Here is a 21,135-nt window from a genome sequence, read left to right as displayed (position 1 = left end):
GAGAGGCGTCGGCTCGTCGCGCCAGCCGCTCTGTCGTACTCCCCTTTTTCCGGGGCCGGATAGCCCCCAGATCCCCGCGGCCCCCGGGGTTGGAAGCATGGCAGAGGCGATCGACTATTCCATCTTCGTCGGCAAGGCCGAGGACGGCCTCGCCCAGATGAGCCTCGCCATCGACGGCATCGACTGCGCGGCCTGCATCGCGGAGATCGAGAACGGGGTGAAGGCGCTGCCCGGCGTGGTGCGCGCCCGCCTCAACTATTCCACCCACCGCCTCACGGTCGCCTGGCGCGAGGAGACGACGCCGGACGTGGTGGTGCGCCAGCTGGAGGTTCTGGGCTATCGCGCCCATCCCTTTGCCGGCCGGGCCGAGGAGAACGAGGCGCGCCACGCCCGCTGGCTGCTGCGCTGCCTTGGCGTCGCCGGCTTCGCCGCCATGAACATCATGCTGCTCTCGGTGTCGGTCTGGTCGGGCAATGTCACCGACATCACGCCGGAGACGCGCGATTTCTTCCACTGGATCTCTGCCCTCATCGCTCTGCCGGCGGCGGCCTATGCCGGCCAGCCCTTCTTCCAGAGCGCGGTCCGGGCCATCCGCTCCGGCCGTCTCAACATGGACGTGCCCATCACCATCGGCGTCACACTGGCGCTGGGGATGAGCGTGTTCGAGACGGCGCTGAGCCGCGAGCACGCCTATTTCGACAGCGCCATCATGCTGCTGTTCTTCCTCCTGGCGGGCCGCTATCTCGATCATGAGGCCCGCCGGCGCACCCGCGCCACCGCCGGCAACATCGCGGCCCTGCGCGGCGAGATGGCCCACCGCCTCGGTGCCGACGGCGTCCCGGTTCTGGTCCCCGTGCAGGCGCTGAAGGCGGGCGACACCATCCTCGTCCAGCCGGGCGAGCGCGTCGCCGCCGACGGCGTGGTGGCCTCCGGCCTGTCCGCCGTGGACGAGAGCCTCGTCACCGGCGAAACGCTGCCCCGGCCGCTCAAGGCCGGCGATCCGGTCTATGCCGGCAGCCTCAACGGCGAGGGTGCGCTCCACCTGACCGTCACCGCCGGCGGCGAGAACACGCTGGTGGACGACGTCCAGCGCCTGCTCGACGGCGCGCTGGCCGAGAAGGGCGCCTATGTGCGCCTCGCCGACCGGGTGGCGCGGCTCTACGCCCCCATGGTCCACCTCACCGCTCTGGTCTCCGCCATCGGCTGGATCCTCGCCGGTGCCGGCGTGCACGATGCGGTGATGATCGCGGTGGCCGTGCTCATCATCACCTGCCCCTGCGCCCTCGCGCTCGCCGTGCCGGCGGTGCAGGTGACGGCCACCGGCCGGCTGTTCCGCGCCGGACTGCTGGTCAATGCCGGCGACATGCTCGAGCGGCTCGCCTTGGTGGACACCGTGGTGTTCGACAAGACCGGCACGCTGACCCTGCCCGAGCCGGCCCTCGCGCTGCCACGCGGCGCCGATCCGGCCCTGGTGGCGCTGGCCGGCCGGCTCGCGCTGTCGAGCCGCCATCCGCTTGCCCGCGTGGTCGCCCAGCGCGCCGACGGCGCCCCTCTCGAGAACGTCACCGAGCTGAGCGGGCAGGGGGTGGAGGCCGTGCTGGACGGGCGCGTGCTGCGCCTCGGAAGCCTCGCCTTCTGCGATGCCGTCGCGCCCGCGACTTTGCCGGCCGGCGCCTCCCTCATCGCGTTCCGCCACGGCACCCAGAGTCTGGTCATGGGCATCGAGCAGGCGCTCAGGCCCGACGCGCGGCAGGTGGTGGAGGCGCTGAAGGCGCGCGGCCTCGACGTGCGCATCCTCTCCGGCGACCGCGCCGCCGCCGTCCAGCCCGTGGCCGCCGCCCTCGGAATCGCAGTCGCCGAGGCGGGGCTGAAGCCGGCCGGCAAGATCGCCGTGCTCGATGCGCTGAAGGCGCGGGGCCGCCGCGTGCTCATGGTGGGCGACGGCCTCAACGACGCCCCGGCACTCGCCGCCGCCGCCGTTTCCCTCTCCCCCGCCAGCGGCGCGGCGGTGACGCAGGCGCAGGCCGATGCGGTGTTTCTTGGCCGAAGGCTCGGTCCGGTGCTGAGCGCGGTGGACGGTTCGCGCACCGCCGCGCTTCTGATGCGGCAGAACCTCGCCATCGCCGTGCTCTACAATGTGATCGCGGTGCCGCTGGCCATCGCCGGGCTTGTGACGCCTTTGGTTGCGGCCCTCGCCATGTCCGGCTCGTCCATCCTCGTCACGGTGAACGCCTTGCGCGCGGCGCGGCCCGGGCGCAAGGATGAGGCGAACGACGCCCGCAGAGGCGCCGAGGCGGACGCGCTGGAGGAGGTGGCCGCATGAACGTCCTCGTCTATCTCCTGCCGCTCGCCTTGCTGCTGGGCATCGGCGGGCTCTTCGCCTTTCTGTGGAGCCTGAAGAGCGGGCAGTATGACGACCTCGACGGCGCCGCCGTGCGTGTGCTGGCGGACGACGACCTGCCGCAGCAGGGCCACGCCGACAAGGGCCGCGCGCGGCCATGAGGCGCGTCGCCTCCGCGCCCGAGCCCCGCGCCGGCATGCTGGTCTGCGTCTGCGACCCGCAGCTCGACGCCCCTGCCAATGACAACGGGCCGCGCGCGGTCTCCACCTTCGGCCTGGCCTTGGGCTTCGCCTTCGCCGTGCTGGCGCAAACCGTGGCTTCCGCCGCGCTGCCGCTCGCCGGTGCCGCCCTCGCGCCGCGTCCCGAGATGGCGACCTGGCCGTTCGCCGCCATGCTGCTCGGCGCGGCGCTCGCCTCCTTCCCTGCCTCCTTCCTGCGCGACGCCTTCGGCCGGCGCACCGGATTTGCGCTGGGCGCCTCGGTGGGCATCGCCGGCGGCGCGCTGCTGGTGGCGGGGTTGGTCCAGCGCCAGTTCGGCTGGGCCTGCCTCGGCGCCCTGTGGCTCGGCATGGCGCAGGGCTTCTCCTTCTTCTACCGGCACGAAGCGGCCGCCGCGAGCGGGCGGCCTGCCGCCGCCACCGGCGGCGTGATGGCCGGCGGCCTGCTCGCCGCCTTTGCCGGGCCGACGCTGGCCGGCTTCGCCGAGGAACTGGCCGCGCCCTATTTCCTGGTGGGCGCCGCGGGCCTCGCGGCCCTGGCCCACACCTGCTCCCTCGGTGTGGCGGTGACGCTCGCCGCCGATCCCACCAGCTCGTTCCGCCCGCGGGCGCGGGCGCCGCTTTCGGCCATCGCCCTGCCGACGCTGGTGGGCGGCGCCGCATGGCTCGGCATGAACGCCGTCATGTCCGGCGCGCCGCTGGCGCTGGTGGGCTGCGGCATCGGCGGGGCTGCGGTGTTCGGCTTCATCGCCCTGCACGTGGCCGCCATGTATGCGCCGGCGGTGCCGCTGGCCCTGGTGGGCGAGCGGGTGCCGCCCGCGGCCGTCGCCCTCGCCGGCACCGCGCTGGTGGCGCTCGGCGTGTGGCTGGACAGCCACGCCACCCCGGGCACCATCACGGCGGCGCTGGTGCTGGTGGGCGCCGGTTGGTCGATCGCCACCGTGGGCGCCACCGCCTGGGTCTACCGCGCCGGCCCGCCGAGCCGGGCCGCCCTGGCGCTGCACGACGGCGGCCTGTTCTTCTTCGCCATCTGCGGCGCGCTGATGGGCTACCTGCTGGCGTGAATCGCCGCCGGGCGCTAGGCAGGTTCGACCCCCTGTCGCCCGGAGCCCGCCGTGACCCATCCCTTCTCGCTGGAAGGCCAGACCGCCCTCGTCACCGGCTCGGTGGCGGGTCTCGGCTTCGAGATCGCCACCGCCCTCGCCCTCGCCGGGGCGCATGTGCTGGTGAACGGGCGGGACGCCCACCGCCTCGGCGCCGCGGTCACCACCATCATCCGCAAGGGCGGCAAGGCCGAGCCCTTCGTGCTGGACGTGTGCGACGCGGCGGCGGTGGACGCGGCGCTGGCCGACGGGCCGCCCATCCATATCCTCGTCAACAATGCCGGCGCCCGCGACCGGCGGGCCTTCCTCGACATGGAGGACGCCGATTTCCGCCGGCTGGTGGAGCTCGACCTGCTCGCCCCCGCCCATCTTACCCGGCAGGTGGCGCGGGGCATGGTTGCGCGCAACGCCGGCGGGCGGATCATCAACATCACCTCCATCGCCGGGCCGCTGTCGCGGGCGGGAGACGCCGCCTACACCACGGCGAAGGGCGGCCTCGAAGCTTTCACCCGCGCCCTCGCCGCCGATCTCGGCCCCCACGGCATCACCGTGAACGCCATCGCACCGGGCTATTTCCTCACCGCACCCAACGAGGCGCAGGCGCGCGACCAGGCGGTGGCCGAATGGCTCTCGCGCCGCACGTCCCTCGGCCGCTGGGGCCGGCCGGAAGAGGTGGCCGGGGCCGCCGTGTTCCTCGCCTCGCCGGCCGCCTCCTACGTCACCGGCCACGTGCTGGCGGTGGACGGCGGCTACATGGCGCATTTCTGAGAGCGGAGCGCCGACGCGTCGCGCGAGTCGCTGCTTCGCTCAGGCGCCGCGCGGGCTTGAGACTTTGCTTCGCTCAGGCGCCGCGTGGGCTGGGGGACGCGCGCGTCAGCGCACCCAGAAGCGCGGCAGGAACAGCACGAGGACGGTGAGGATCTCCAGACGGCCCAGCATCATGGCGGCGGTGAGCAGCCACAGGGCGGGGTCGGAGAGGCTGCCGAAATTGCTCGCCGGCCCCACCACGGGCCCGAGACCGGGACCCACGTTGGCAAGGCAGGCGATGGCGGCCGAGAAGGCGCTGCGCAGGTCGAGGCCCATGAGGTTGAGGCCGACCCCCACCAGGAAGAAGGTGAGCAGGAACAGGAACACGAAGGACAGCACCGAGGCGACCACGTCGTCGGCCACCGGCGCGCCGCCGTAGCGCAGCGGGAAGACGCCGGCGCGGAACGAGATGCGCTTGAGGTGCTGGCGGATGGCCTTGGCGGTGATGGAGAGGCGCAGCGCCTTCAGTCCGCCGGCGGTGGAGCCGGTGCAGCCGCCGAGGAACATCACCACGAAGAAGATGGCGTCCGAGGCCGCCCCCCAATTGGTGTAGTCCATGGCCATGAAGCCGGTGGTGGAGATCAGCGAGGAGACCGTGAACAGCGCGCCGCGGAAAGCCTTCTCGCCGGTCGCTACCCCCTGCAGGCTCTGCTGGAGGAACGACAGCAGCGTGAATGCCGCGACGATGGCGAGAAAGACGCGCACCTCCGGATTGGTGAAGAGCCGCCGCACATCCCCGGAGAGGGCGCGCACATAGAGCGGGAAGGGCAGCGCCGCGACCAGCATGAAGACGATGGCCACATAGTCGACCGAAGGGTTGGCGAACACCGACAGCGACTGGTCGGAATTGGCGAACCCGCCGCTGGAGAGGGTCGACATGGCGAGGGTGACGGCGTCGAAGGTGCGCAGCCCCGCGGCGAGATAGAAGCCGGCGCAGACGGCGGTGAGCAGCACGTAGGCGATGAGCAGGCGTTTCGCGATGCTCCCGGCGCGGGGCAGGAACTTGTCCGACTTGTCCGAGGATTCGGTGCGGAACAGCTGCATGCCGCCGATGGAGAGCACCGGCAGCACGGCGATGGCGATGGCGATGATGCCGATGCCGCCGAACCAGTGAAGCAGCGCCCGCCACAGCAGGATGCCCGGCGACATGGCGTCGAGCCCGCTCATCACGCTGGCGCCGGTGGTGGTGAGGCCGGACATGCTCTCGAACATGGCGGCGGTGAAGGAGAGGCGCGGCGGCCCCCACATGAGCGGCAGGGCGGCGAAGGCCGACAGCACGATCCAGACCGAGGAGGTGAGCAGGAAGGCCTGGCGCAGGTCGAGCTTGCGCGCCATCTGCCCGCGCCCGCTCATCCACAGCAGCACGCCGACGAAGATGGTGATGGCCGCGCCGCCGACGAAGGCGCCCTGGCCGCCCGAGCGGCTGGCGAAATCCACCAGCGCGGGCGCCAGCATGGAGACGCCGAGGATGGACAGGAGCAGGCCCAGCGTCGTCGCAACCGGGCGCAGGCTGAGCACCGATACGGCCTCGGCCTCCACCGTGGGAATGCGCGCGTGCATGTCTCCCCCTTGCCCTCGTTCTGGTGGCCGCCCCGGCGGGGCCGCAGCCGCATCATGGCTCTGAAACGTTCAAGGACCGCAAATAAGGGGTATTGAAAAGGGGAGGAAACGAGGCGTCCGGCGCGGCGCCGCGCCGGACCTTGAAAGAAAACCGCCTCAGTTCAGCACGCGGCGCACGTCCGGCACGTCGAGCGAGAAGGCCGGGATCTCGATGGAGAAGGCATCGCCGTTGTCCGCCACCATCTCGTAGCGGCCGTGCATGATTCCCGTCGCCGTATTGAGGGGCACGCCGCTCGTATATTCGAAACGCCCGCCGGGCGGCAGGGTCGGCTCCTCGCCGACGACGCCGGCGCCGTGCACCTCCTCGGTGTGGCCGTTGGCGTCGGTGATGACCCAGTGGCGCGCCTTCAGCTGCACGGTCTCGTGGCCCAAATTGGCCACCTCGATGGTATAAGCCCAAAAATGACGGCCCTGATCGGGCTCGGACCGCTCCGCCACATAGCGCGGCGTCGCGGTCACCTGAATATTCCGAGTGATGGCGCGGTACATACCCGCTCGAGCTCCCCACAGCGCGGGAGAAAATGCCCCCGCCCGCCCACAGTGAACCCGCGTTGTCGCCCGCGCGCAACAGGTCGTGCCGCAGTGCGGCAAGACGCCTTTGTTCACAAGGCTTCTGCAGCCGCAGCGAGGTCCGCGATCAGGTCGTCGGGATGTTCGAGGCCCACGGAAAGCCGCAGCAGCCCGTCGGAGATGCCCATCTCGGCCCGCGCCTCGGGGGTGAATCGCTGGTGCGTGGTGGTAGCTGGATGAGTGATGAGGCTCTTGGCGTCGCCGAGATTGTTGGAGATGCGGATGAGCCGCAGCGCGTTGGCGAAGCGGAACGCGCCTTCCTTGCCGCCATCCACCACGAAGGTCACCAGCGTGCCGCCGCCCTTCATCTGACGCCGGGCCAGTTCGGCCTGGGGATGGTCGTCGCGGCCGGGATAGATCACCTTCGTTATGCCGCGCCCGCCGGAGAGGGCATCCGCCACCCGCGCCGCGCTCGCCTGCATGCGTTCGACGCGCAGCGCCAGCGTCTCCAGGCCCTTCAGCATGATCCAGGCGTTGAAGGGAGAGATGGACGGGCCGGTCTGGCGCAGGAAGGTCTGGAGATGGTCGGTGACGAACTTCTGCGAGGAGAGGATCACCCCGCCGAGGCAGCGGCCCTGACCGTCCACATGCTTGGTGGTGGAATAGACAACGATGTCGGCGCCGAGCTCGAACGGGTGCTGGAGCAGGGGCGTCGCGAAGACGTTGTCGACGATGAGGCAGGCGCCCGCCGCGTGGGCGATCTGCGCCACCGCGGCGATGTCGATCAGCTCCAAGGTGGGGTTGGTCGGGCTTTCCAGGAAGAAGATCTTGGTGGTGGGGCGCACGGCCGCCTGCCAGGCGGCAAGGTCGGTGCCATCCACCAGCGTGGTCGCGACGCCGTAGCGCGGAAGGAAGTCCTCCAGGATCCAGCGGCAGGAGCCGAACAGGGCGCGGGCCGCCACCACATGGTCGCCGGCGGAGAGCTGGCAGAGCAGGGCGGCATTCACCGCCGCCATCCCGGACGCGGTGGCGCGGGCCGCCTCCGCCCCTTCCAGCAGCGCCATGCGCTCCTCGAACATGGCGGTGGTGGGATTGGAATAGCGCGAGTAGACGAAGCCCGGATCCTCGCCCTTGAAGCGGGCCTCGCAGGATTCGGCGTCGTCATAGACAAAGCCCTGGGTGAGGAACAGCGCTTCGGAGGTCTCGCCGAAGGGCGAGCGCGTGGTCCCGCCATGGACTAGGCGCGTCTCCGGGTGGAGTGTAAGGGGATCACGGGGGACGAAACGGGGGGCGGGCTTTGGCGCCACGGACATGACGGACTCCGAACGGAGGCCGAGGGGACCGGTGCCGGGCGGCAAGGCCACATCCGCTGGCGCGGCGTGCGGCAAGGCTCCCGTTTCATCGTCCCCGGCCTTTTAGCATGGTTGTTTAACGTGGCTGCAAGCCGGCCGGCTCAAATACGCCACCGCCGCAGTTAAGATCGGGCTTCCCCTTGGCGTCAAGGGCTTCGTCCGGTAAATCGAACGAAAGGGACGGGAAAGCGGAAATGACGGTGCGTGCGACGGAGCATCTCAAGCCCGGCATCCTGCCCGCGGAGGCGATCGGGGGGCTGAAGGCGTCAGGCGCCATTGCCTGCCGCAAGGCCCTGGACGACGACCAGATCCAGCCGGCGAGCCTTGACCTGCGGCTCGGCAAGACCGCGTGGCGCGTGCGCGCCAGCTTCCTGCCGGGCGCGGGCGTGTCGGTGAAGGAGCGGCTCGACGACCTCGCGCTGCACGATTTCGACCTCGGCAAGGGCGCGGTTCTGGAGACCGGCTGCGTCTATCTGGTGGAGCTGTTCGAGCGGCTGAAGCTGCCGGCGGACCTTGCCGCCGCGGCCAATCCCAAGAGCTCAACCGGGCGCCTCGACGTGTTCGTCCGCGTCATTACCGACGGCGCCCGCGCCTTCGACACCATCCCGGCGGGCTATAGCGGTCCGCTCTACCTCGAAATCTCCCCGCGCACCTTCCCCATCCTCGTGCGCACGGGCTCGCGCCTGTCGCAGCTGCGGTTCCGCCGCGGTGTCGCCCGGCTCTCGGATCTGGAGCTGCTGAACCTGCAGGCCTCCGACTGCCTCGTGGACGCGGCGAGCCCGGACGTGGCGGCGGGGGGCATCGCGCTCGGCGTCGATCTCGCCGGCGACGCGCTGGGTGGTCTCATGGGCTTCCGCGCCAAGAAGCACACCGGCGTCATCGACGTGGACCAGGCCGGCGTGCTCGACGTGGAGGATTTCTGGGAGCCCATCCGGGTGCGGCCGGAGCGCTCGGCCAGCCTCGTGCTGGACCCCGATGCTTTCTACATCCTCGCCTCGCGGGAGGCGGTGCATGTGCCGCCCGACTATGCGGCGGAGATGGTGCCCTTCGATCCGCTGGTGGGCGAATTCCGGGTGCACTACGCCGGCTTCTTCGACCCCGGCTTCGGCAATGCCGCCGCCGGCGGGCGCGGCGCCCGTGCGGTGCTGGAGGTGCGCTCGCGCGAGGTGCCCTTCATCCTGGAGCACGGCCAGACGGTGGGCCGCCTCGTCTACGAGCGCATGGCGTTCCGCCCCGGCACGCTCTACGGCGCCGACATGCGCTCCCACTACCAGGGGCAGGGGCTCAAGCTCTCCAAGCATTTCAAGACAGTGGGGCTGTAGGGCCGGCAACCCGCGTCAGCGCGCCTGCGTCGGCCGTGCGGCGCCGGCGGCGATCACGTCCTCCTTGCGCCACGGCGTCTCGCGCAAGGCGGTGCGCAGCTCGCGCAGGGGGCGCAGCACCGCCTCCGAATAGGCGAGATAGTCCGCCACCAGCGGCAGCACCTCCTTCACCGCCCGGTCGTCGGACATGCCGAGCACGGTGGAGACGGCGGCCGCCACCACCGGGTTGGCGGCATCGGCGCTGCCGGCGCCCGCCTCGCCGAGCACCACCTCGAAGGCGGTGAGCGTGCGCGAGCGCGCCGCCTCCACCACCGTCACCAGCTCCTCCTTGGGGTCGGACGCGGCGAGGCGGTGCGCCACGTCCTCCATCAGGGCGAGATAGGTGATGAGCACGTCGAGGGTGGAGACGATGTTGGCGACGTCGCCGGCGGAATGGCCGAACACCTGTTCCGCCCCGAGGTTGGGCAGGCGCACGCCGAGGGAGCGCACGTCCTGCACCAGGGCCGCGACGCTCTCCTTCTCGCCGCCGTGCGGCCACCAGGAGGCGAAGGCGGCGCGGCAGCGGCGCAGCAGCGCGCGCACCTCCGGCCGCACCTGTTCGGTGAGATAGACGGGCAGCACCAGATAGGACACCGCGAGCGCGATGCCGGCGCCGATGGCGGTCTCGTAGATGCGCGCCACCATGCCCTCCGGCCCGAGGCCGGAGATGAGGTGCAGGCCGAGCACCACGGAGAAGCCGACGGCGGCCGAGGCTACGTCGTAGCGGTCCTTCTGGGTCACCACCGCGATCATCTGCGCCAGCATGCAGAAGGCCGCGAGGAGCCAGATCTGGCCTTCAAGCCCGAGAAACAGGCCGATGCCGAGGGCGACACCGACGACGGTGCCGAAGGTGCGGTAGCGCACCCGGTTGTAGGTCTCGCCCACGCTGTTGCCGATGACGAACATCACCGTCAGGGTCGCCCAATAGGCGTGGTCGAGATGAACGACGAGGTCGAGGGCGGTGGTGAGCGCGGTGGCCACCGCGCCCTGGCACGCCACCCGGAAGGGCGCCGACAGGGTGGGCCGGCCGTCCGGGCCTTTGACCATCACCGGGATCGCCCGGGGCGCCGGCGGCCCGGCCTCCTCCGCATCCGGATGCGGGGGCGGGAAAGGCGCCATCTCCGCGGCCGCGATGCCGGTGACCACCATGGAGAGGCGGTCGAAGGCGGTCAGCGCCCGCAGCAGCGCGAAGCGCGCGTCCGGCGACAGCTCCGGGGCGAAGGCGACGTGCCGCAGCTGCGCCACCGCCCGCTCGAACCGCTCCTCGGCATGCACGTCGGACACGTCCACCGCCTCCAGCCGCCGGGCGATGTGGTCGGCGGCGGCGGCGAAGGGGCGGCGCCAGTCCGGCGTGTCCGGGGCCTTTTCCGGCACGCAGCCGGCGAGCAGCTGCACAGCGACCCTGAGCCGGTAGAACCGCACCCGCAGCTGCTCGAAATCGGGCTGGGCGGAGGGGTCCTCGGCGATGGCGTTGGCAAGGGCGTTCCACACCCGCCCGCGCAGGTTTTCCAGCACCTCGGTGGCCTCGGCGGGGAAGGGGCGGCCGTGGCGCACCGCCTCCGACAATTCCCTGAGATAGCCGGCGACGGCGCTCTGCATGTCGAGGGTGGTCTCGACGAAAGCGTTGACCGCGGACGGCCGCCACGGCGACAGCCGCACCGCCGCTGCCACCATGGCGCCCTGGCAGAAGGCGAGAAGCAGATAGGCGGCCTCAAGGCGCGTCGGGCGGATGATGGTGCCCACCGTCGCCACCACGATGAGCGCCAGGCCCGCCCGCTGGCCGTCCATGCCGTAGCGCCGCAGGGCGAGGGCGCAGAAGGAGAGGGGGATCAGCAGGAGCTTCTGCACCACCTCGTTGGGGGGGCCTTCGCCCGGCCCGATGACGGTGAGCACCGCGAGCGAGGCGAAGCCAAGGCCGAAGAGGCGCAGCATGGTGCGGCCCTCGGCGGCGGCGCTGGCGCCGGGATTGAACGAGATCATCACCAGGCAGGCGCAGCCGGCCATCATCGGGAAGGTGACGTCCATGCCGAGGCGCAAGCCGGTGGAGGTGGCGTAGGCGCCGAGGATGACGATGACGAAGGCAACGCCCAGATGCGCCGCGCGCGATGCGTCGATGCCGCCGGGATCATGCTCGGCGAGCCAGGCCTTCAGCTGGCGGGCGAGGGGCACCCTCGGAGGTCGGGGCGGTGCGGCGGACTCCATCGGTGCGGTCGGCTCTCTTCATGTCTTTCGTCAAGGCGCGCGCGGGGGGCTGCGCAAGCGCGCGCGCCGGCGCTAGCCTGCACCATCCGTTCCACGGAGGCCTGGACGACGTGACGCCCCTGAAACTCTACTGCTTCGCCCAATCGGGCAACGCCTATCGCGTTGCCCTCATGCTCGAACTGTGTGCGCTCCCGTGGGAGCACGTGTTCGTGGATTTCTTCAATGGCGAGACCCGCACCGAGGCCTATCGGCGCGAGGTGAACGAGATGGGCGAGGTGCCCGTGCTGGTGGATGGCGACGTGAAGCTCTCCCAGTCCGGCGTCATCCTCGACTATCTCGCCGCCAAATGCGGCCGTTTCCTGCCCCAGGACGAGGCCGCCCGGCGCGAGGTGATGCGCTGGGTGCTGTTCGACAACCACAAGTTCACCTCCTATTTCGCCACCCTGCGGTTCCTCGTCGGCCTCAAGGGGGAAGCGGAGAACGACGTGACGCGCTTCCTGCGCGGCCGCGCCACTGCGGCCTATGCCATCGCCGACGCGCATCTTGCGGGCTCGGACTTCTTCGTGGGGAATGCCCCCACCGTCGCCGACATCTCCCTGGCCGGTTACATCTATTATCCCGAGCGGGCGGGCGTCGAGCTGGAGGACTATCCCAACCTTGCCCGCTGGGCCGCCCGTATCGCCGCTCTGCCGGGCTGGAAGCCGCCCTACGAGCTGATGCCGGGGCATCCGCTGCCCGGGCCACTGTGAGCCAGCGACTTCATCTTTTGCCCGATCTGCTCTAAGCGGGGGCACCATCCAGGGCGTGCCGGGCTTCGGCGCGCCGTTCCCTGAAGCCTCCCGATGCCGGCGCGGCCCGGCACGAGCAGGAATGCGTTCATGGCCGGAGAGACGACGGCGCGGGTCACGGAGCTCTACGCGGCGCGCCTCGCCGCCGGGGACATATCGGAAGACCCGGCCCAGGCCGGCGTGGTGGAGGAGTTCGCCCGCCTGGAGCTGGACCTGCGGCAGCGGGCACTGGCGCAGAAATCATCGGCGCTGGGCTGGCTGTTCCAGCGGCGCGCCCCCGCGCAGCCCAAGGGGCTTTATGTCTACGGCAAGGTCGGACGCGGCAAGACCATGCTGATGGACCTGTTCTACGACGCCTTGCCGGCGCGCGGGAAGAAGCGGGCGCATTTCCACGAATTCATGGGCGACGTGCACGAGCGCATCTTCCGCGAGCGGCAGGCCCAGAAGCAGGGGGAGCGCAAGACCGCCGATCCCATCGCCCCGGTGGCGCAGGCGCTGGCCGACGAGGCGAGGCTCCTGTGCTTCGACGAGTTCCACGTCACCGACATCGCCGACGCCATGATCCTCGGCCGCCTGTTCGAGAAGCTGTTCGCCGACGGCGTGGTGGTTGTGGCGACCTCCAACGTGGCGCCGCAGGACCTCTATGCCGGCGGCCTCAACCGCGCGCTGTTCCTGCCCTTCATCGGCATGATCGAGGAGCGCATGGCGGTCATCAGCCTCGATTCGCGCACCGACTACCGCATGGAGAAGCTGGAAGGCGTCAGCACCTGGCACACGCCCCTCGGCCCCGAGGCGGACGCGGCGGTGAACGCGGCATGGCGCCGTCTCGCCGGACCTGGCGGCGGCCGGGGCGGGGAGATCCTGCTGAAGGGCCGCAAGCTCGTCATTCCCGCCCAGGGGCAGGGCGCGGCGCGCTTCTCCTTCGCCGACCTGTGCGAGGCGGCGCTGGGGCCCAATCCCGACTATCTGAGCCTTGCGCGCATGTTCCACACCATCGTGCTGGAGCACATTCCCATCCTCGGGCCGGACCAGCGCAACGAGGCCAAGCGCTTCATTTCGCTCATCGACACGCTGTACGACGCCAACGTGAAGCTCATCGCCTCGGCCGCCGCCGAGCCGGAGCAGCTCTATCTCGGAACCGAGGGGGCCGAGGCGTTCGAGTTTTCCCGCACCGTCTCCCGCCTGCACGAGATGCGCTCCGGCGAATATCTCGCCAAGCCCCACGGCCGCAGCGATTCGGCGGCGTCCGGCGATACGACCGGACTGGTGGAGACGTAAGGGCGGCGCGTGTTTTGTCGTTGCGGGACGGCGGCGCGGAGGCGCCTTGTCCGGTAGTGCGGCGCGCCCCTCACCCCATCCCTCTCCCGATGGGAGAGGGAGCCTGCCGGTGATGTTTGATTGCGCATCGCCTTTATTCCTCACACCGCCATCGCCCTCCGGCTCGACCGGAGGGCCCATGGCATGGCCGGGCGCGGCTCGATGTGGCGAGATGGGTGCTCCGGTCAAGCTGGAGCACGACGGCGGTGGAAGCCGCACCTTGGCTTCGCTTCGTCCGTCGGCCTCCCCCCACACCGTCGCCCTCCGGCTTGACCGGAGGGCCCATGGCTCGGCTGGGCGCGGCTCGATGTGGCGAGATGGGTGCTCCGGTCAAGCCGGAGCACGACGGCGGTGGTGCAAGCGGCACCTTGGCTCCGCTTCGTGCGTCGGCCGCCCTCCACACTGTCGCCCTCCGGCTCGACCGGAGGGCCCATGGCATGGCCGGGCGCGGCTCGATGTGGCGAGATGGGTGCTCCGGTCAAGCCGGAGCACGACGGCGGGAAGGCGGAAGAAAGCGGGAAGGGGTACGAAAGCGGAAAGACGCACGACCGCTGGAACGCGACGCCTGCGCGCAGGCGGGGCGGCGCGAAATCCGTCCTGTCGCCGCCCGTCCTTCGCCGCCGCCGCTCCTGCCTCAGCGCGGCAGGGTCGTGGCGCCCATCAGATCCTTGTCGATGGCGTGGGCGGCCTGGCGGCCCTCGCGGATGGCCCATACCACCAGGGACTGGCCGCGGCGCATGTCGCCGGCGGCGTAGAGCTTGGGCACCGAGGTCAGGTAGCGCTCCTCGTCCGCCTCGAGGTTGCCGCGCTTGTCCAGCGCCGCGCCCGACTGCTCCACCAGCCCGGAGAACAGCGGGTGGGCGAAGCCGATGGCGAGGAAGACGAGGTCGGCCCTGAGCACGAATTCCGTGCCCTGGATCGGCTGGCGCTTCTGGTCCACGCGGGCGCACTTCACCCCGGTGACGCGGCCGTTGCGGCCTTCGATGCCCAGCGTCGCGCAGGCGAACTCGCGCTCGGCGCCCTCGGCCTGCGAGGAGGAGGTGCGGAACTTGGTGGGCCAGTAGGGCCACACGGCCAGCTTGTCCTCCTTCATGGGGGGGACCGGGCGGATGTCGAGCTGGGTGACCGAGAGCGCGCCCTGGCGGAAGGCGGTGCCGACGCAGTCGGAGGCGGTGTCGCCGCCGCCCACCACCACCACGTGCTTGCCGCCGGCGAGGATCGGGATCTCGTTCACCGGCTCGTCGCCCTCGCGGCGGTTGGACTGCACGAGATAGGGCATGGCGTAATGTACGCCCTCCATCTCCTGGCCGGGCAGCTTGGGATCGCGCGGGGCCTCCGAGCCGCCGGCGAGAAGCACGGCGTCATGGCCGTCGAGAAGCTCCTGCAGCGGGCGGACGACGCCGATGTTCTCGTTGTAATGGAAAGTGACCCCTTCCGCCTCCATCTGCGCCACCCGGCGGTCGATGTGGTGCTTTTCCATCTTGAAGTCGGGAATGCCATAGCGCAGCAGGCCGCCGGCCTTGGGCTCGCGCTCGTAGACATGCACGTCGTGGCCGGCGCGGGCGAGTTGCTGGGCGGCGGCAAGGCCCGCCGGGCCGGAGCCGACGACGGCGACCTTCTTGCCGGTCTTCACCTCGGCGGGCTCGGGCTTGATCCAGCCCTTCTTCCACGCCTTGTCGGCGATGGCCTGCTCCACCGTCTTGATGGTGACAGGCATGTCCTCAAGATTGAGCGTGCAGGCCTCCTCGCAGGGGGCGGGGCAGACGCGGCCGGTAAACTCGGGGAAATTGTTGGTGGAATGGAGGTTGCGCGCGGCCTCCTCCCACTCGTCGCGATAGACGAGGTCGTTCCAGTCGGGGATCTGGTTATGGACCGGGCAGCCGTTGGGGCCGTGGCAGAAGGGGATGCCGCAATCCATGCAGCGCGCCGCCTGGTTGGTCACCTCGGCGTCGGGCAGGGGCAGCGTGAACTCGCGGAAATGGCGGATGCGATCCGACGCCGGCTGGTACTTCTGCTCCCGCCGGTCGATTTCCAGAAACCCCGTGACCTTGCCCATAAAAACCTCGTTGGCGAACCTTGAGGGAACCGCCGCGCGCCGCCTGCCACCGCGGGCGCACCACGTGCTCCATTACAAGAATTGTTCCATCTTGAGGACTCGGATTTCGCGCCCGTTCGGCTTTGGCGCGCGCCGGCTCCTCGGCCTTGGCGGATACGCCCTCCCCGGCGAACGGGGGAGGGGCTCTTGCGGGCGCTGGCGGGGCCTTTTCGGCCGCCGCCAGTCCGGCTGAGGCGCCGGGCTATTCCGCCGCCTGGAGGCCGCGGCGCTTCTCCATCTCGCGCAGGGCGCGCCGGTATTCCACCGGCATGACCTTGACGAATTTGGAGCGGTAGTCGGCCCAGTTGTCGAGGATCATCTGCGCCCGTGCCGAGCCGGTGTGGTGCAGATGCTTGGCGATGAGCTGGTGCAGGCGCTCCTCGTCGTGGCGGGACATGTCGCCCTGCACGTCGATGCGGCCCTTGAACTCCAGGTCGCCGCCGTGGTGGTGGAGGCGCTCCAGCAGGTCCTCCTCCTCTTCCACCGGCTCGAGATCCACCATGGAGAGGTTGCAGCGCTTGGCGAAGCTCTTGTCCTCGTCCAGCACATAGGCGACGCCGCCCGACATGCCGGCCGCGAAATTGCGCCCGGTGGGGCCGATCACCACCACGATGCCGCCGGTCATGTACTCGCAGCCATGGTCGCCTGTGCCCTCGACCACGGCGATTGCCCCCGAATTGCGCACAGCGAAGCGCTCGCCGGCGACACCGCGGAAGAAGCATTCGCCCTCGGTGGCGCCGTACATCACCGTGTTGCCGACGATGATGGAATTCTCCGGCACGATGGCCGAGTGGGCCGGCGGCCGCACGATGATGCGCCCGCCCGACAGGCCCTTGCCCACATAGTCGTTGGCCTCGCCCACGAGGTCGAAGGTGACGCCGCACGCGAGGAAGGCGCCGAAGGCCTGGCCCGCCGTGCCCGAGAGGGTGACGTGGATGGTGTCGTCCTCCAGGCCCGCGCCGCCGTAGGCCTTGGCCACGGCGCCGGAGAGCATGGCACCGGCCGATCGGTCCACCGAGCGGATCGGCGTCTCGATCACCACCTTCTCGCCGCGCTCCAGCGCCGGGGCCGCCTGCGCGATGAGGGTGCGGTCGAGCACCTTCTCGATGGGGTGGTGCTGGCGTTCGGTGTGGCGGATGCCCACCTCCGGCGGCACGTCGGCCAGAGCGAAGATGCGCGAGAAGTCGAGGCCCTTGGCCTTCCAGTGGTCGATGGCCGCCTTCTGGTCCAGCACGTCGGCGCGGCCCACCATCTCCTCCACCTTGCGGAAGCCGAGGGCGGCCATGAGCTCGCGCACCTCTTCCGCGATGAAGAAGAAGTAGTTGATGACGTGCTCGGGCGTGCCCTTGAAGCGCTTGCGCAGCACCGGGTCCTGCGTCGCCACGCCCACCGGGCAGGTGTTGAGGTGGCACTTGCGCATCATGATGCAGCCGGCCGCGATCAAGGGCGCGGTGGAGAAGGCGAACTCGTCGGCGCCCAGAAGCGCGCCGATCACCACGTCCCGGCCGGTGCGCAGGCCGCCGTCCACCTGCAGGGCGACGCGCGACCTGAGGCGGTTGGCCACCAGCGTCTGCTGGGTCTCGGCGAGGCCCATCTCCCAGGGCGAGCCGGCGTGCTTGATGGAGGTGAGCGGGCTTGCGCCCGTGCCGCCCTCGAAGCCGGAGATTGTGATGTGGTCGGCGCGCGCCTTGGCGACGCCGGCCGCCACCGTGCCCACGCCCACCTCGGACACCAGCTTCACCGACACGTCGGCGTCGGGGTTCACGTTCTTCAGGTCGTAGATGAGCTGGGCGAGGTCCTCGATGGAATAGATGTCGTGGTGCGGCGGCGGCGAGATGAGGCCGACGCCCGGGGTGGAGTGGCGCACCTTGGCGATCACCGCATCCACCTTGTGGCCGGGCAATTGCCCGCCCTCGCCTGGCTTGGCGCCCTGCGCGACCTTGATCTGCATCACGTCGGAATTGACGAGATATTCCGCCGTCACGCCGAAGCGGCCGGAGGCCACCTGCTTGATGGCGGAGCGCATGCTGTCGCCGTTGGGCAAAGGCTTGAAGCGCTCGGGCTCCTCGCCGCCCTCGCCGGTGTTCGACTTGCCGCCGATCCGGTTCATGGCGATGGCAAGCGTGGTGTGCGCCTCGCGCGAGATGGAGCCGAACGACATGGCGCCGGTGACGAAGCGCTTCACGATGTCCGCCGCCGGCTCCACCTCATCGAGGGGGACCGCGGCGTTGCCGATCTCGTCCGCACCCTTGATGCGGAACAGCGAGCGCACGGTGAGGAGGCGCTTGTCCTCCTCGTTGATCATGGCGGCGAAGGCCTTGTACTTGTCCTTGGCGTTGCCGCGCACGGCGTGCTGGAGCACGGCCACCGTCTCCGGCGACCAGGCGTGGTCCTCGCCGCGGATGCGGTAGGCATATTCGCCGCCCACGTCGAGCGCCATGCGGAAGATGGGCGCGTCGGAGAAGGCGAGGGTGTGCCGGCGCACGGTCTCCTCGGCGATCTCCGGCAGGCCGACGCCCTCGATGGTGGTGGCGGTGCCGAAGAAATAGCGGTTCACCACCTCGGACGAGAGGCCCACCGCGTCGAAGATCTGCGCGCCGCAATAGGACTGGTAGGTGGAGATGCCCATCTTGGACATCACCTTCAGCAGGCCCTTGTCGATGGACTTGATGAAGCGCTTGACGATTTCCTTGTCGTCCACCTCCTCCGGGATCTCGTCCTTCATGGCGAGCAGCGTCTCGAAGGCGAGATAGGGGTTGATGGCCTCGGCGCCGTAGCCGGCGAGGCAGGCGAAGTGGTGCACCTCGCGGGCCTCGCCGGTCTCGATCACGAGACCCACCGAGGTCCTGAGCCCCTTGCGGATGAGGTGGTGGTGCACCGCCGCCGTGGCGAGCAGCGCCGGGATCGGGATTCGGTCCGGCCCGACCAGGCGGTCGGACAGGATGATGATGTTGTAGCCGCCGTGCACCGCCGCCTCGGCGCGCTCGCACAGCCGCTCCACCGCGTCGGCCATGCCGGCCGCGCCCTTGTCGGACGGGTAGGTGATGTCCAGCGTGCGGGTGTCGAACCGCTCCTCCATGAAGCCGATGGAGCGGATCTTCTCCAGATCCTCATTGGTGAGGATGGGCTGGCGCACTTCCAGGCGCTTGCGCCGGGCGTTGCCCTCCAGGTCGAAGATGTTCGGCCGCGGCCCGATGAAGGAGACGAGGCTCATCACCAGTTCCTCGCGGATCGGGTCGATGGGCGGGTTCGTCACCTGGGCGAAGTTCTGCTGGAAGTAGGTGAACAGCGACTTCGACTTGTTGGACAGCACGCTGATGGGCGTGTCCGTGCCCATGGAGCCGACCGCCTCCTGGCCGGTGATGGCCATGGGCGCCATGAGCAGCTTGAGGTCTTCCTGGGTGTAGCCGAACGCCTGCTGGCGATCGAGCAGCGACACGTCGGTGCGCACCTCGCGCGCCTCCACGGGGCGCAGGTCCTCCAGCACCAGCTGGGTGTGCTTCAGCCACTCCTTGTAGGGATTGGCGCGGGCGAGCGAAGTCTTGATCTCCTCGTCGGGGACGAGGCGGCCTTCCTCCAGGTCCACCAGCAGCATCTTGCCCGGCTGGAGGCGCCACTTGGTGACGATCTTCTCCTCGGGCAGCGTGAGCACGCCCATTTCCGAGGCGAGGACGATGGTGTCGTCGCTCGTCACCATGTAGCGGGCGGGGCGCAGGCCGTTGCGGTCCAGCGTCGCGACGATCTGGCGGCCGTCGGTGGCGACGATGGCGGCGGGGCCGTCCCACGGCTCCATCAGGGAGGCGTGATACTCGTAGAAGGCGCGCCGCTCCTCATCCATGAGCGGGTTGCCGGCCCAGGCCTCGGGCACCAGCATCATGGCGGCGTGGGGCAGCGAGTAGCCGCCCTGCACCAGGAATTCCAGCGCGTTGTCGAAGCAGGCGGTGTCCGACTGGCCCTCGTAGCTGATGGGCCAGAGCTTGGAGATGTCGGCGCCGAACAGCTCGGAATCCACGCTCGCCTGCCGCGCCGCCATCCAGTTGACGTTGCCGCGCAGGGTGTTGATCTCGCCGTTGTGGGCCACCATGCGATAGGGGTGGGCCAGCGGCCAGGCCGGGAAGGTGTTGGTGGAGAAGCGCTGGTGCACCAGGGCAAGCGCGCTCTCGAAGTCCGGATCGTGCAGGTCCGGATAATAGGCGCCGAGCTGGTCGGCGAGGAACATGCCCTTGTAGACAAGGGTGCGGCAGGACAGCGACACCGGGTAATAGCCCGCGGTGCGCGGATCGTTCGCATTATAGACGGTGTTGGAGATGATCTTGCGCAGCACGAAGAGGCGGCGCTCGAAGCCGTCCTCGTCGCCGGCAAATTCGCCGCGGCCGATGAAGATCTGCGCGTGCTTGGGCTCGGTCGGCAGCACGCTGACGCCGAGGGAGGAATTGTCCGTGGGCACGTCGCGCCAGCCGATGAGGACGAGGCCCTCCTCCGCGATCACCCGCTCGTAGGCGGCGCGGACGATCTGCTCGCCCTCGGCGTCGCGCGGCATGAAGATGTGGCCCACCGCGTAGGCGCCCGGCTCGGGCAGGGCGAAGCCGAGGCCGTCGGCCTCCTTAACGAAGAACTTGTGCGGGATCTGCACCAGCATGCCGGCGCCGTCGCCGGCGCGCGGGTCGGCGCCCACCGCGCCGCGGTGCTCCAGGTTCAGCAGGATGCTGATGCCGTCCTGCACGATGCGGTGGCTCTTGCGGCCCTTGATGTCGGCAATGAAGCCGACGCCGCAGGCGTCCTTCTCATGGGCCGGGTCGAACAGGCCGAAGGCGGCCGGACGGCCGACGATCGCCGTGTCTTTCACGGCGGCGGCCGGGTGAGCCACGCTTCCGTTCAAGCCATCCTTGCGATCCGTCGCTGCCATGATGCCATTCCTTCTGTCTTGGCGGCGGCGCCCGCGGCTCCGCCGTCCTTCCCCGTCTTGCGACCCACCTTAACATCCGTCCCGCCGCACGCGGCAGGCGTGGCCCCGGATCCCGCCCCGGCGATGTGCACAGCCCGCTTTGCAACTTTTGCACCACCGCCGCGCCGCGCAGAGGGGCTCACGTCCAGCTGAACGCGAGCTGAGCAATCCGTATCGTCGACGCGGGAGATAGGGAAGTACAGCTTCCCTATCTGGTCGAAGATGCCAGAAAAGTGGCTGCCTCACAAGCGCCATCATGGCGCAGATCCGGTCAGCTTGGCGAAAAATTGCGCTGCCCTGCGCTTTGGCGAAAGAACGGTACGGTCTGGTGGTCCTGCGCGCAACGCCGTTTCACCGCCGCGGGGGCGCGTCATCGACAGTTGGCCACCTCCGCCGTCCCAACGGCGCCGCATTGGCTCGGTCTAGTGTCAGGGAATCGCCCGGACGTCCGGCGGTGGCGCGACCTGCCGCGCCCG

General features: G+C 70.0%; 13 protein-coding genes and 1 riboswitch. Of the genes, 7 read left to right on the top strand and 6 right to left on the bottom strand.

The features are described from left to right. The first annotated feature begins 97 nt into the window (after positions 1–97). Genes ABLE93_RS18980 through ABLE93_RS18965 form a run of 4 tightly spaced genes read left to right on the top strand, consistent with a single transcriptional unit; the run spans position 98 to position 4,430 of the window. Positions 98–2,323 (top strand): heavy metal translocating P-type ATPase, encoded by a 2,226-nt coding sequence (locus tag ABLE93_RS18980; protein ID WP_348841426.1) that lies wholly within the window; start codon positions 98–100, stop codon positions 2,321–2,323. Continuing rightward, positions 2,320–2,502: a cbb3-type cytochrome oxidase assembly protein CcoS gene (gene ccoS / locus ABLE93_RS18975; RefSeq protein WP_348841425.1), complete on the top strand. Its 183-nt coding sequence runs from the start codon at positions 2,320–2,322 to the stop codon at positions 2,500–2,502. Before ABLE93_RS18980 ends, ccoS begins: the two co-directional genes overlap by 4 nt. Further along, positions 2,499–3,623: a hypothetical protein gene (locus ABLE93_RS18970; RefSeq protein WP_348841424.1), complete on the top strand. Its 1,125-nt coding sequence runs from the start codon at positions 2,499–2,501 to the stop codon at positions 3,621–3,623. The genes ccoS and ABLE93_RS18970 overlap by 4 nt, the downstream gene beginning before the upstream one ends. Before the next feature lie 51 nt (positions 3,624–3,674). Continuing rightward, positions 3,675–4,430, top strand: a complete 756-nt coding sequence (locus ABLE93_RS18965; protein WP_348841423.1) for an SDR family oxidoreductase — start codon at positions 3,675–3,677, stop codon at positions 4,428–4,430. 105 nt (positions 4,431–4,535) lie between these two features. Here ABLE93_RS18965 and ABLE93_RS18960 read toward each other — a convergent pair whose 3' ends face one another. The 3 genes from ABLE93_RS18960 to ABLE93_RS18950 all read right to left on the bottom strand — a co-directional run bounded on the left by ABLE93_RS18960 (position 4,536) and on the right by ABLE93_RS18950 (position 7,912). Then, positions 4,536–6,029: a TrkH family potassium uptake protein gene (locus ABLE93_RS18960; RefSeq protein ID WP_348841422.1), complete on the bottom strand. Its 1,494-nt coding sequence runs from the start codon at positions 6,027–6,029 to the stop codon at positions 4,536–4,538. A gap of 156 nt (positions 6,030–6,185) precedes the next feature. Beyond that, positions 6,186–6,578 (bottom strand): Co2+/Mg2+ efflux facilitator ApaG/CorD, encoded by a 393-nt coding sequence (gene apaG / locus ABLE93_RS18955; RefSeq protein ID WP_348841421.1) that lies wholly within the window; start codon positions 6,576–6,578, stop codon positions 6,186–6,188. A gap of 113 nt (positions 6,579–6,691) precedes the next feature. Continuing rightward, on the bottom strand, positions 6,692–7,912 hold the full coding sequence (locus ABLE93_RS18950) for an O-succinylhomoserine sulfhydrylase (protein ID WP_348841420.1): 1,221 nt from the start codon (positions 7,910–7,912) through the stop codon (positions 6,692–6,694). Positions 7,913–7,994: 82 nt separating this feature from the next. Next, a riboswitch (SAM riboswitch) is annotated at positions 7,995–8,075 on the bottom strand. A gap of 70 nt (positions 8,076–8,145) precedes the next feature. Between ABLE93_RS18950 and ABLE93_RS18945 the strand changes: the two genes are divergently transcribed. Next, on the top strand, positions 8,146–9,273 hold the full coding sequence (locus ABLE93_RS18945) for a 2'-deoxycytidine 5'-triphosphate deaminase (protein WP_348841419.1): 1,128 nt from the start codon (positions 8,146–8,148) through the stop codon (positions 9,271–9,273). 15 nt (positions 9,274–9,288) lie between these two features. Here the strand turns inward: ABLE93_RS18945 and ABLE93_RS18940 are convergent, their stop codons facing one another. Beyond that, positions 9,289–11,481 (bottom strand): FUSC family protein, encoded by a 2,193-nt coding sequence (locus ABLE93_RS18940; RefSeq protein ID WP_348841418.1) that lies wholly within the window; start codon positions 11,479–11,481, stop codon positions 9,289–9,291. Between the two features lie 143 nt (positions 11,482–11,624). On the opposite strand from ABLE93_RS18940, the gene ABLE93_RS18935 reads away from it, so the two are divergent. Then, entirely contained in the window at positions 11,625–12,263 is a 639-nt protein-coding gene (locus ABLE93_RS18935) for a glutathione S-transferase family protein (RefSeq protein WP_348841417.1), read from the top strand. A gap of 129 nt (positions 12,264–12,392) precedes the next feature. Beyond that, a complete protein-coding gene (zapE, locus tag ABLE93_RS18930; RefSeq protein WP_348841416.1) occupies positions 12,393–13,580 on the top strand; it encodes a cell division protein ZapE in 1,188 nt (395 codons plus the stop codon). 673 nt (positions 13,581–14,253) lie between these two features. Here zapE and ABLE93_RS18925 read toward each other — a convergent pair. Continuing rightward, complete coding sequence (locus tag ABLE93_RS18925) at positions 14,254–15,675, bottom strand: glutamate synthase subunit beta (RefSeq protein WP_348841415.1); 1,422 nt, start codon at positions 15,673–15,675, stop codon at positions 14,254–14,256. A gap of 241 nt (positions 15,676–15,916) precedes the next feature. Then, a complete protein-coding gene (gene gltB / locus ABLE93_RS18920) occupies positions 15,917–20,620 on the bottom strand; it encodes a glutamate synthase large subunit (protein WP_348841414.1) in 4,704 nt (1,567 codons plus the stop codon). Positions 20,621–21,135: the final 515 nt, after the last annotated feature.

The organism is Xanthobacter pollutisoli, from assembly GCF_040044995.1.
Classification (GTDB): Bacteria; Pseudomonadota; Alphaproteobacteria; order Rhizobiales; family Xanthobacteraceae; genus Xanthobacter.
Note: the sequence above shows the minus strand (reverse complement) of the source record. Positions and strands in the feature narration are given on the sequence as shown.

Excerpts from the sequence above, each read along its gene's own strand:
- zapE (WP_348841416.1), top strand. The coding sequence starts at position 12,393 with ATGGCCGGAGAGACGACGGCGCGGGTCACGGAGCTCTACGCGGCGCGC.
- ABLE93_RS18945 (WP_348841419.1), top strand. The coding sequence starts at position 8,146 with ATGACGGTGCGTGCGACGGAGCATCTCAAGCCCGGCATCCTGCCCGCG.
- ABLE93_RS18960 (WP_348841422.1), bottom strand. The coding sequence starts at position 6,029 with ATGCACGCGCGCATTCCCACGGTGGAGGCCGAGGCCGTATCGGTGCTC.
- ABLE93_RS18970 (WP_348841424.1), top strand. The coding sequence starts at position 2,499 with ATGAGGCGCGTCGCCTCCGCGCCCGAGCCCCGCGCCGGCATGCTGGTC.
- ccoS (WP_348841425.1), top strand. The coding sequence starts at position 2,320 with ATGAACGTCCTCGTCTATCTCCTGCCGCTCGCCTTGCTGCTGGGCATC.
- ABLE93_RS18980 (WP_348841426.1), top strand. The coding sequence starts at position 98 with ATGGCAGAGGCGATCGACTATTCCATCTTCGTCGGCAAGGCCGAGGAC.
- gltB (WP_348841414.1), bottom strand. The coding sequence starts at position 20,620 with ATGGCAGCGACGGATCGCAAGGATGGCTTGAACGGAAGCGTGGCTCAC.
- apaG (WP_348841421.1), bottom strand. The coding sequence starts at position 6,578 with ATGTACCGCGCCATCACTCGGAATATTCAGGTGACCGCGACGCCGCGC.
- ABLE93_RS18950 (WP_348841420.1), bottom strand. The coding sequence starts at position 7,912 with ATGTCCGTGGCGCCAAAGCCCGCCCCCCGTTTCGTCCCCCGTGATCCC.
- ABLE93_RS18925 (WP_348841415.1), bottom strand. The coding sequence starts at position 15,675 with ATGGGCAAGGTCACGGGGTTTCTGGAAATCGACCGGCGGGAGCAGAAG.